General features: G+C 70.7%; 1 protein-coding gene (only partly in view). It reads right to left on the bottom strand.

Every position in this 13,030-nt window falls within one protein-coding gene, locus ACPCUW_RS20070, for a non-ribosomal peptide synthase/polyketide synthase, read on the bottom strand. The gene is 43,962 nt long; 17,293 of those nucleotides lie to the left of the window and 13,639 to its right, leaving coding positions 13,640-26,669 in view — codons 4,547 (partial) to 8,890 (partial); the first complete codon in reading order (the gene reads right to left) occupies positions 13,026-13,028. Both the start codon and the stop codon lie outside the window.

Here is a 13,030-nt window from a genome sequence, read left to right as displayed (position 1 = left end):
TAGCCGCGCGCCAGCTGAGCGCCGGCCAGATACAGCTCACCGGCGACGCCGGCCGGAACCGGATGCAGCCGCGCGTCCAGGATGTAGGCCTGTGCGTTCCACACCGGCAGGCCGATCGGCACGGCTCCCGCGATATCCGCGGCGACCGGCATGGCGGTGGCGTGCACGGTGAACTCGGTGGGGCCGTACAGGTTGTGCAGTTCGGCGGTGCCGATGCGGCGGTAGGCCTGCGCGGCGTCGGCGGTGAACGCCTCACCCGCGATGAGCAGGGTGCGCAGCGAGGACACCTCGGCGGCGGTCCCGGCGTGCACGCTGTCGGAGAACACCGACAGCATCGACGGCACGAACGAGGTCATCGTGACCTGCTGGGCCGCGATCACCTCGGCGAGATAGCCGGGATCGCGATGGCCGTCCGGCGCGGCGATCACCAGGCGCGCGCCCGTGGCGGTCGCGCCGAACAGCTCCCACACCGACACGTCGAAGGTCGGCGGCGTCTTGAACAGCACCACCTCACCCGCGCCGATGCCGTATTCGGTGGTGATCCAGCGAATCTGGTTCACCACCGCGGCCTGCGAGACCGCCACACCCTTCGGCCGTCCGGTGGAACCGGAGGTGAAGATCACGTAGGCGAGGTGCTCCGGCCGCAGCGGGGCACGCCGTTCGGTGTCGTCGAGTTCGCCGTCGGCGTAGCCGGACAGATCCAGCTCGTCGATGCGCACGGCGGTCGCCGCACCCTCGAGCGCGCGGTCGATGTCCGCGCCGTCGCGTGCTGTGGTGAGCACGGCGATCGGTGCGGCGGTGTCGACCACGTAGCGAATGCGCTCACCCGGCTGTTCCAGATCCAGCGGCACGTAGGCGCCACCGGCCTCCAGCACCGCGTAGGCGGCCACCACGAGGTCGAGCGAACGCCGCATGCCCAATGCCACCCGGGTATCCGGGCCCACACCGGCCTCGACCAGATACCGGCCGAGTCGCTGGGCCCGCGCCGCGAATTCGGCGTAGGTCAGCGTGACGCCGGCCTCGGGGTCGACCACCGCGACCGCGCCGGGGGTCTGTTCGACCTGGGCGTGGAAATCGGCCAGCAGGGTGGTGGCGCCTTCACGGCGCACCGGCAGATGACGTGCCGTGTTGTTCCAGCCACGCAGTTCGCGCGCCGCCTCGGCGGGAGCGAGCAGATCGATGTCGCCCACCCGGGCCGCCGGTTCGGCGACCACGGCGGTCAGCACCCGCACCAGGCGATCGGCGAAGCCGGCGATCGTCTCGTCGTCGAAAAGGTCGGTGGCGTAGACGAATTCGGCACTGATACCGCCCGCCGCGGTGGTGCCGTCGGCCGTCTCGGCGGTCTCCTCGGTGAGCACCAGCTGCAGATCGAACTTCGCGGTATCGATCGGCAGTTCCACACCACTGACCGTCAGTCCCGGCAGTTCCAGGGCGCTGCGGCCGGTGTTCTGGAACGACAGCATCACCTGGAACAGCGGATGACGCGCCTGCGAACGCGCCGGGTTCAAAATCTCCACCAGCCGCTCGAACGGCAGATCCGCATGCCCGAAGGCGGCGATGTCGGTGCTGCGCACCGACTGCAGCAGATCGGTGAAGCTCGCACCGCCATCGATCTCGGTCCGCAACACCAGGGTGTTGACGAACATGCCGATCAGATCGTCGAGCGCGCGCTCACCGCGGCCGGCCACCGGCGTGCCGATGGCGATATCGGCCTCCCCGCTCAGCCGCGACAGCACCAGTGCCAGCGCCGCGTGGGTGACCATGAACATGGTCGCCCCGCGGGTGCGGGCCAGTTCGGCGAGGCGGGCGTGCACGTCGGTGTCGATGTGGAAGGTGTGCGTCGCGCCGCGGCCGGAGGCGACCGCCGGACGCGGCCGGTCGGCGGGCAGATCGAGCTGTTCGGGCAGTCCGCGCAGCGCGTCGCGCCAGTAGTCGATCTGGTCGGCGATCACCGATTGGGGATCGTCCTCGCGGCCGAGCACCTCGCGCTGCCAGAGCGCGAAGTCGGCGTACTGCACCGGCAGCGGCGCCCAGGCCGGTTCGCCGCCCTCGACGCGCGCACCGTAGGCGGTCATCACGTCGCGGGTCAGCGGGCCCATCGAGAAGCCGTCGGCGGAGATGTGGTGCACCACCAGGGCCAGCACGTGTTCGGTCGGGCTGACCTCGAACAGCCGGGCCCGGAACGGCACCTCGACGGTGACATCGAAGCCGGTGCCGACCAGCTCCGAAATCCGTTGCGGCAGTTCGGCTTCGGTGACGTCGATCGGAGTGAGATCGGGGATGACCTTCGAGGTCGGCACGATCTCCTGGTACGCGGTCCCGTCCACCTCGGGGTAGCGGGTGCGCAGCGATTCGTGGCGCGCCAGCACATCGGCGACCGCGATCTGCAGTGCCTGCCGGTCCAGCAGGCCCGACAGCCGCACCGCGGCCGGGATGTTGTCCACCGCGGATTCGGGATCGAAGCGGTTGAGGAACCACATCCGTTGCTGCGCCAGCGACAGCGGCACCAGCTCGGGCCGGTGCTGCGGCACCAGCGTCGCGCGACCACCGGCGCCGGAACGGGTTTCGGCCCGCGCCGCCAGGCCGGCGACGGTGGAGGCCTCGAAGATCTCGCGCACACCCAGCTGGGTGTCCAGGGCCGAGGACAACCGGGCCGCCACCTGGGTGGCGATCAGCGAGTTGCCGCCGAGGGCGAAGAAGTCGTCGTCCAGGCCGACCCGGTCCACGCCGAGCACCTCGGCGAAGGTGCCCGCGACGATCTGCTCCACCGGGGTGACCGGGGCGCGGAACACCGCCGCCTCGAACACCGGGGCGGGCAGCGCCTTGCGGTCCAGCTTGCCGGACGCGTTGAGCGGGAATTCGTCGAGCACCATCACCAGCGCGGGCACCATGTAGCCCGGCAGCTGCCGGCCCAGTTCCTCGCGCACCGCTTCGGCGTCGACCGGAAGTCCCGGCGTGGCAACGACATACGCCACCAGCTGGTCACCGGTGTGCTGGTCGCCGCGGACCACGACGACGGCCCGGTCGATCTCGTCGAGCCCGGTCAGCGCCGTCTCGATCTCGCCGAGCTCGATGCGCAGGCCGCGCAACTTCACCTGGAAGTCGGTGCGGCCCAGGTAATCCAGTTCTCCCTGTTCGTTCCAGGCCACCAGGTCACCGGTGCGGTACATCCGCTCGCCGGCCGGAGCACGACCGGCGGGCCCGGAGGCGGTAGCGGAGCGTGACCCCGCAGGGCCCTCGGGAGTGCCCCCATCCGACACAGCGAACGGGTTGGCCACGAACCGGTCCGAAGTCAGATCCGGACGCGTCACATAGCCGTGCGCGAGCTGGGCGCCCGCCAGATACAGCTCACCCGCGACACCCACCGGAACCGGCCGCAGGCGCGAATCCAGCACGTAGACACGGGTATTGAAGACCGGGCGGCCGATCGGCACGGAATCGACATCGGCATCGGTCACCTCGTGATAGGTGACGTCGACCGCGGCCTCGGTGGGGCCGTACAGGTTGTGCAGCGCGGCGCCGGTGAGCTCGCGCAGACGCTGCGCCGACTTGGGCGCCAGCGCCTCGCCGGAGGCGAACACCAGGCGCAGGGTGGTGCATTGCGCGGCCGCCGCCTCGGCGACGAAGACCGCCAGCATCGACGGCACGAAGTGCGTGACGGTGACGCCTTCGCCGACGATCACCTCGGCCAGGTAGGCCGGATCGCGATGGCCGTCGGGCCGGGCCACCACCAGCCGCGCGCCGATCTGCAAGGGCCAGAAGAACTCCCACACCGACACGTCGAAGGTCGCGGGCGTCTTCTGCAGCACCACGTCGGCGGGCGTGAGACCGTATTCGGCCTGCATCCACGCCAGCCGGTTGACGATCGCCGCGTGCGGCACCGCGACGCCTTTGGGGCGGCCGGTGGAACCGGAGGTGAAGATCACGTACGCGGTGTTGGCCGGGCGCAGCGGGCCGCGGCGCTCGGCGTCGGCGATCGGGTCGATCGAGTAGCCCGACAGGTCCAGCAGATCGATGCGCACCTGCGCGGTGTCGATCTCGAGGTCGTCGCCGGAGGTCAGCACGCAGACCGGGTCCGCGGTGGCCAGGATGTATTCGGTGCGCTCGGCCGGATGGTCCGGATCCAGCGGCACGTAGGCGCCACCGGCGGCGGTCACGGCGTACATGCCGACCACCAAGTCGAGCGAACGCCGCATACCGAGTGCCACGAAGGTGTCCGGGCCGACGCCGCGCTCGATCAGCCAGCGGGCCAGTGCGTGCACCCGGGCCGCGAAGTCGGCGTAGGACAGACCTGTCCCCTCGAAGCTCACCGCGGTGGCGTCGGGCGTGCGCTCCACCTGCGCCTCGAACAGCGAGACCAGGGTGGCCGAGCCGTCGACCTCGTGGTCGGTCGAATTCCATTGCGACACCACGAGTTCGCGTTCGGCGGGCTCGAGCAGTTCGATATCGCCGGCGCCGATCGCGGGCTCGCCCACGATGGTGGTGAGCACCCGCAGCAGCCGGTCGGCGATGCGGCGCACCGCGTTCTCGTCGAACAGATCGCGCAGATAACCGGCCCGGATCCGGAGCGTGGAACCCAGCGAGGCGATCAGGCTCAGCGGATAGTGGGTGGCGTCGGTGGCCTCGAGTCCGGCCACCGCCATACCGTCGATATCGGCGGCCTGACGCTGAATGCCCTCGGCATCCACCGGATAGGACTCGAACACCACCAGGGTGTCGAACAGCCCGCCGACGCCGATCGCGTCCTGGATATCGGCCAGGCCGAGGTAGTGGTGGTCGAGCAGATCCGCCTGCTCGCCCTGCACCCGGGTGAGCAGCTGCTCGGCGGATTCGGCGGCATCCAGGCGCACCCGCACCGGCACGGTGTTGATGAACAGGCCGACCATGGATTCGACCCCGGCCAGCTCCGGCGGGCGGCCCGAGACGGTGGTGCCGAACACCACGTCGTCGCGGCCGGTCATGCGACCCAGCACGATGCCCCAGGCCGTCTGCAGCACCGTGTTGGCCGTGACGCCGAGGCGCGCGGCGAATTCGGTCAGCCGCGCGGTCTGCGCGGAGTCGAGTTCGAAGACGTACTCGTCCGACAGCGCCGTGATCTCGCGACCGGCGTCGGGGCGCGCCAGCAGGGTCGGTTCGGAGATGCCGTCGAGGGCATCGGTCCATGCCGCCAGCGAGCCCGAATGATCCTGCTGGGCAACCCATTCCAGGAAGTGCCGGTAGGAGCGCACCGCCGGCAGCGCGCCGGAGTCGGCGTGCGTGGCGTAGAGCACCAGCAGATCCCGCATGAGCAGCGGCATCGACCAGCCGTCGAGCAGGATGTGGTGGTTCGAGACGACCAGCGACCAGCGCTGCTCGGCCACCCGGATCAGGGTGAACCGGATCAGCGGCGGCGCGGCCAGGTCGAAGCGGCGGGTCCGGTCGGCCTCGATCAGATCGGCGGCCTCGCCGGTCTCGCGGCGGTCGTGTTCGGCCCAGGTCGCCCGCACGCCGTCCAGCACGACCTGCACCGGATGGCCCTGTGCGTCGGTGACGAAGGCCGTGCGCAGCGTCTCGTACCGATCGATCAGAGCCTGTGCGGCACTGCGCAACCGGGCCGGATCGACGCGGCCGGTGAGGTCGAGGACGGCCTGACCGGTGTAGACGTCGACGGAGGCGGCGGCCAGTTCGGCGTGGAACAGCAGACCGGCCTGCAGCGAGGACAGCGGCCACACCTGCGAGATCTCGCCGAAGCGCCGCTCCCAGCCGTCGATATCGCTCTGGCCGACGCGCACCAGCGGGAAGTCCGACGGGGTGTGCCCACCCGCACCGGCCGATTCCGCGTGCCGCGCAACGGCTTCCAGCGCCCGCGTCCAGAGTTCGCCGAATTCGCGTATGGCGTCGGCGTCGAGCAGCGTGGTCGGATAGCCGATCCGCGCGGTCAGCCGGTCGCCGACCACGATGGCGTTGATGTCCAGCGGTGCCATCGCCGGCATATCGGCGTCGTAGTCGCCGGCCAGTTCGCCGAGTTCCGGGGCGGGAATCCAGCCGAAGCCGCGCAGCGCCTCGGGCACCGCGTTGTCGGAGACCCGGCCCAGATAGTTGAAGCTCACCTGGCCCGGCATCTGCTCGGGCAGCCGGTCGGCGGTGCGCGGGTTCAGGTAGCGCAGCATGCCGTAGCCGAGGCCCTTGTCGGGCACGGCCAGCAGCTGTTCCTTGACCGCCTTCACGACCCGGCCCATCGCCGGGCCACCGGTCAGCGCCGCGTCGATGTCGAGACCCGACAGGTCGAAGCGGACCGGGAAGATCGCGGTGAACCAGCCGACCGTGCGGGACAGATCCGCGCCCGGGACGACGTCCTCTTCGCGGCCGTGGCCCTCGAGGCGCACCAGCGCACTGTCGGCCCGCTCGTCCGAACCGGCGTGCGCGGCACGCCATTTCGCGACGGCCAGCACCAGCGCGGCCAGCAGGCCGTCGTTGATTCCACCGTGGTAGAGCGCCGGCACGGCGGTCAGCAGGGCCTTGGTGACCTCGGGCGAGACCTCCACCTCGACCTTGCCCGCGACCCCGGCCACATCGACGGCGGGATCGAACGGCCGCTCGGTGAGCAGCGGATCCGGACCGTCGACGACCGCACGCCACCAGTCGAGTTCGTCGTCGCGCTCGGCGGCCGCCCGCTCGAGCGCATGCGACCAGGTGCGCATGCTGGTCGGCGGTGCGGCCAGCTCCGGCGTCTGTCCGGCCGAGAGCTGTCCCCAGGCGGTGACGAAGTCGGGCACCAGGATGCGCCAGGACACACCGTCGATGACGAGGTGGTGGGCGACCACGATCAGGCGTCCGGTCCGGTCGGCGGCCGAGGGCTCCAGCCAGGCGAAGCGCACGACCACGCCGGCCTCCGGATCGAGCCGGTCCAGGCTCGCGTCCAGGGCCGCGGTCGCGATCTCGAACAGCTCCGAATCGGTTGCGGCGGGGTCGAACTCGGTGCGATCGAGCAGTGATGCGATATCGACGGTGCCCGGCGCGGCGGTCTCCACGATCCATTCCGCACCCGCGTGCCGGCGCAGCCGCGCCCGCAGCATGTCGTGGCGGTCCACGACGGCGGCGACGGTGGCGAGCAATCCGGCCCGGTCGATGCCGATCGGCAGTTCCAGGGCCAGCGCCTGATGGAACCGGCCGAACGAACCGGACCGCTCCACCATGAACCGGGCCACCGGAGTCAGCGGCATGGTGCCGACGCCGCCACCCGGCAGCTCGGCCAGCACAGGCACCGAATCACCCTGTCCGGCAGCGGATTCGGCGACCATCGCCAGTCCGGACACGGTGCGCTGTTCGAACACGTCGCGCGGGCTGAACACCACACCGCGCGCCTTGGCCCGCGACACCAGCTGAATGGAGACGATCGAGTCACCACCCAGTGCGAAGAACGAATCGTCGATGCCGACGCGCTCGATGCCCAGCACCTCGGCGAACACCTCGGCGATGGCCTGCTCGACCGGTGTCCGCGGGGCGCGGAAGGCGGTATCGGTGGCGAACTCCGGCTCCGGCAGCGCCTTGCGATCCAGCTTGCCGGCCGGGGTCAGCGGCACCCGGTCGATGACCATGATCGACGAGGGCACCATGTAGCCGGGCAGCCGCTGTTCCAGATGGGCCGTCACATCGGCGACATCGATCGGCTCACCCGGGACCGCGACGACATACGACACCAGCGAGGTGGCGCCCGCGCCGCGGGTGTGGCCCACGGTCACCGCGAAATCCACGGCGTCGTGGGCGGTGAGCGCCGCGTCGATCTCGCCGAGTTCGATGCGGAAGCCGCGCACCTTGACCTGGAAGTCGGAGCGGCCGACGTATTCGACCTCACCCGTGTGGTTCCACCGCACCACGTCACCGGTGCGGTACATCCGCTGTCCGGGCTCGTAGGGGTTGGCCACGAAGCGCTCGGCGGTCAGGCTCGCCCGCGCGTGATAGCCGCGGGCCAGCTGCACACCGGACAGATACAGCTCACCCGCGACACCCACCGGAACCGGCCGCAACCGGGCGTCGAGGACCAGCGACTGCATACCGCGGATCGGACCGCCGATGGTGACCGGATCGCCCGCGGCCAGCGGATCGCTGATGTTGGTGGCGATGGTCGCCTCGGTCGGACCGTAGGCGTTGTGGAACCGGCGCGGCGACCCGTCGGGGGTCACCGACCACTTGGCGACCTGTTCGGCGGTGACCGCCTCACCACCGGCGATGACGACCCGCATCCCGGCCAGATCGGCGGGATCGAGGGTGGCCAGCACCGACGGGGTGATCAGGGCGTGGGTGACGCCCTCGCGGGCGATCAGCTCACCGAGTTCGCTGCCGCCGTAGGTACCCGGCGGCACCACGACCAGCGCACCGCCCGCACCGACGGCGAGCAGGAATTCCAGGATCGAGGCGTCGAAGCTGGGCGAGGCGAAATGCAGTGCGCGCGAATCGGAGTCGAGCCGGTAGCGCTCGTTCTGCTCGGCGCGGAAGTTCGCCAGACCGGCATGGGTGACCACCACGCCCTTGGGCACACCGGTGGAACCGGAGGTGTAGATGACGTAGGCCGGATGGTCGACGCGCAGCGGGCGGACCCGGTCGGCGTCGGTGATCGCGGCGGCGTCGTAGCCGTCGAGTTCGATCTCGTCGAGAACCAGCCAGTCCACCGACTCCGGCAGATCGTCGCGCACCGCGGCCACGGTCAGGCCGACGGGCGAACCCGAATCGGTGACCATGTGATCGATGCGGTCGGCCGGGTACGCGGGGTCGATCGGCACGAACGCCGCACCCGACTTGGTCACCGCCCATTCGGCCAGATAGCTCTCGGCCGAGCGCGGCACGGCCACCGCGACCAAGTCCTCGGTCCCGATCCCGCGCTCGATCAGCAAGCGCGCCAGGCGATTCGACCGCTCGTCGAGTTCGCGGTAGGTGAGGGTGCGCCCGTCGGCGATCACCGCGGGAGCCTGCGGGTCGCGCGTCGCGGCCTCGGCCAGCATCTGCGGCAGGGTCGACGCCGCGACCGCCGGACCGCCCGTGCGCGCGAGCAGGTCGGCGCGCTCGGAGGCCTCGAGGATGTCGACCGCGCCGACGGCGATGCGCGGATCGGTGGCGACCGCGCGCAGCACCCGGATCCAGCGATCGGCGATCTCGGAGGCGGTCTGCTCGTCGAACAGATCGGTGGCGTAGACGAGGTTCAACGCCATGCCGTTGGCGGCCGCGCCGTCGGCGTCGCCGACCCGTTCCGACAGCGTGAACTGCAGGTCGAAGCGGGCGATGTTCTCCTCCCGCTCGACCGTGGACACGGTCAGGCCCGGCAGCTCGAGGCTCGCGCGGTCGAGGTTCTGGAAGGCCAGCATCACCTGGAACAGCGGGTTGCGGGCCTGCGAGCGCTCCGGCGCCAGCAGTTCCACCAGCCGCTCGAACGGCACGTCGGCATTGCCGAAGGCCTCGAGGTCGGTGTGGCGGACCCGCTCCAGCAGTCCGGTGAACGACTCGTCGGGGTCGATGCCTGTCCGCAACACCAGGGTGTTGACGAACATGCCGACCAGATCGTCGAGCGCGGCCTCACCGCGGCCGGCGATCGGGGTGCCGACGGCGATGTCGTCGGTGCCCGACAGATGTCCCAGCAGCACCGCCAGGGCCGCGTGCATCACCATGAACAGCGACGAACCCTGTTCGCGCGCAACGCCTTCCAGCGCGCTGATGAGTTCCGGCGTCAGGGTGCGATGCAGTTCGGCGCCGCGCAGCGAGGCGATCGCCGGGCGCGGACGGTCGGCGGGCAGGGCCAGCTCTTCCGGAATTCCGGACAGCGAGCGCTGCCAGTAGTCGACCTGGCGGGCCAGCAGCGACTGCGGATCGTCCTCCGAGCCCAGCACCTCGCGCTGCCAGATCGCGAAATCGGCGTACTGCACCTCGAGCGGCGCCCAGCCGGGGGCGCTGCCCTGCGTGCGGGCGGTGTAGGCGGTCATCACGTCGCGCGCCAGCGGGGTCATCGAGAACCCGTCCGCGGCGATATGGTGCACGACCACGACCAGCACGTGTTCGTCGCTGTGCACCTGGAACAGCCGGGCGCGCAGCGGAACCTGTTCGGCGACATCGAATCCCGCGGAGGCGAAATCCGTCACCGCGGTGGTCAGATCGGCGTCCGAGACCGGGTAGGCGCGCAGATCCAGCACGATCTGCTCGGCCGGCACCACCAGCTGCATCGGCGTGCCGCCGTGCTCCGGATAGCGAGTGCGCAGCGACTCGTGCCGGCGCACCACGTCGAAGACGGCCAATTCCAGTGCGGCCGTGTCGAGTTCACCGGACAGCCGGACCACCAGCGGCAGGTTGTAGGCCGCCGAGGAGGTGTCGTACTGGTTCAGGAACCACATGCGCTGCTGCGCGAACGACAGCGGCACCGGTTCCGCGGCGGCGCGCGGACGCGCGATCAGGCGCGGGCGCGCCTCGCCGCCGGTGTGGGTTTCCAGCCGTGCGGCCAGCGACTCCACGGTCGAGGCCTCGAACAGCGCGCGCACACCCACCGTCGTCCCCAGCGCCGCCCCGACGCGGGAGACGACGCGGGTGGCGATGAGCGAGTTGCCGCCGAGCTCGAAGAAGTCGTCGTCGAGCCCGACCCGTTCCACGTCGAGCACCTCGGCGAAGACCGCGGCCACGATCTCCTGCACCGGGGTCTCCGCGGCGCGGAAGGCGCGCGACTGCACCGCGGGGGCGGGCAGGGCGCGGCGGTCCAATTTGCCGTTGACGGTCAGCGGAATGCGGTCCAGCACCACGAATGCCGAGGGCACCATGTACGCGGGCAGCCGTTCGGCCGCACCGTCGCGCACGACGTCCAGCGCCGGTTCGGTCCGACCGGCCGGGGGCACCACATAGGCGACGATGCGCTGGTCGCCCGGCTGGTCCTCGCGCACGACGACGGCGGCCTGCGCGATCCCGGGCTGCGCCAGCACCGCGGCCTCGATCTCGCCGAGTTCGATGCGGAAGCCGCGCACCTTGACCTGGTCGTCGGCGCGGCCCAGATATTCCAGTTCCCCGAAGCGGTTCCAGCGCGCCACGTCACCGGAGCGGTACAGCAGCGTGCCGGGCTCGCCCAGCGGATCGGCGACGAAGCGGGCGGCGGTCAGATCCGGGCGGCCCAGGTAGCCGCGCGCCAATTGCGGACCGGCGACATACATCTCGCCGGCGACGCCGACCGGAACCGGATGCAGCCGGTCGTCGAGGACGTACACCCGCAGTCCGGCGATGGCCCGGCCGACCACCGAACCCGTTGCCGCGGCGATGGTTTCGGCGTCGAGCACCCGGTGCGAGACATGCACCGTGGTCTCGGTGATGCCGTACATGTTGACCAGGCGCGGCGCGGTGTCGCCGTGGCGGGCCACCCAGTCCGCGAGCCGGCGCAGCTCCAGCGCCTCACCGCCGAAGACCACGTAGCGCAGGGCCAGCGGCTGCCCACCGGCCAGGCGATCGGCCTCGGCCAGCTGATAGAACGCCGACGGGGTCTGGTTGAGCACCGTCACACGTTCGCGGCGCAGCAGTTCCAGGAACTGCTCGGGCGAGCGCGAGGTGTAGTAGTCGACCACGACCAGCGTGCCGCCGAACAGCAGCGGGCCCCAGATCTCCCACACCGAGAAGTCGAAGGCGAAGGAGTGGAACATCGTCCACACGTCCTCGGCGCCGAAGCCGAATTCGCGATCGGTATTGGCGAACAGCCGCACGACGTTGCGGTGCGCGACCGCCACGCCCTTGGGGCGTCCGGTCGAGCCGGAGGTGTAGATGACGTAGGCGATATTGCTCGCCGACAGCGGGGCGTTGCGATCGGCATCGGTGATCGGGCCCTCACCCGCGTCCACCAATTCCGGTGTCTCCGCGCCGAATCCGTCCATCAGGACGGTCGGCAGGCCGGCCGGCAGCTCCACCTCGGTGCTGCCGTCCACGATCACCCCGGCCGGACGCGAATCCGCGAGCACGTAAGCGATGCGTTCGGCCGGATAGCTCGGATCGATCGGCACATAACCCGCGCCGGACTTCACGACCGCCAGCAGAGCCACGACCAGATCCAGCGAGCGCGGCAGCACCACCGCGACCAATGTCTCGGGGCCGGCGCCGTCGGCGATCAGCCTGCGCGCCAACTGGTTCGCGCGCCGATCCAGCTCCTCGTAGGTGAGCTGATCGGCGCCGAACTTCGCCGCCACCCGGTCGCCGTGCTCGGCGACCGCGGCGTCGAACAGATCCGACAGCGTCACGGCCCGGTCCGCGAACCGTCCGGTGCCACCGTCCGCACCCGCCGAGACCCAGCGCTGCGAGACGTCCAGCCGTTCGCCCTCGCCGAGCAGATCGATATCGCCCACCACCGTGGCGGCGGCGGTCTCGGTGACACTGGCCGCGGTGGAGCTGCCCTCGGTGACGCTGCGCAGGATCCGCAGCAGGCGGTCGGAGAAAGCGGCGACGGTCTCGGGATCGAACAGATCGGTGGCGTAGGTCCACGACAGCGCCAGCCCGGCGCCGTCGGCGGCGTCGCCGACGGTCAGCTGGATATCGAATTTCGCCATTCCCGGATCGGCGTCGACGACCGCGAGATCCAGGCCGGGCAGGGCGGCCGTGGTGGCGTCGCGCTGTCCGGTGGCCTCGAAGGTCAACGCCACCTGGAACAGCGGGTGATGCGCCTGGGAACGCACCGGGCTGAGCACGTCGACCAGCCGCTCGAACGGCACGTCGGCGTTGGCGAAGGCCGCCAGGTCGGTCCGGCGCACCTCGGTGAGCAGTTCGGCGAACGTCGCGTCCGGGCGCACCGGAGTGCGCAGCACCAACGTGTTGACGAACATGCCGATCAGATCGTCGAGCGCGCGTTCACCGCGGCCCGCGATCGGCGTGCCGATGGCGATGTCGGTACTGCCCGACAACCGCGCCGCCCAGGTGGCCAGGGCCGCGTGCATCAGCATGAACAGCGTCACGCCGTGGGCGCGCGCGTAGTCGGTGAGCCGCGCGTGCAGATCGGCGTCGATCGAGAACTCATGTGTCGCACCGGCATTGGTGGCGATCTCCGGGCGCG

The sequence above is a fragment of the Nocardia sp. AB354 genome, assembly GCF_049538315.1.
GTDB lineage: Bacteria > Actinomycetota > Actinomycetes > Mycobacteriales > Mycobacteriaceae > Nocardia > Nocardia nova.
Note: the sequence above shows the minus strand (reverse complement) of the source record. Positions and strands in the feature narration are given on the sequence as shown.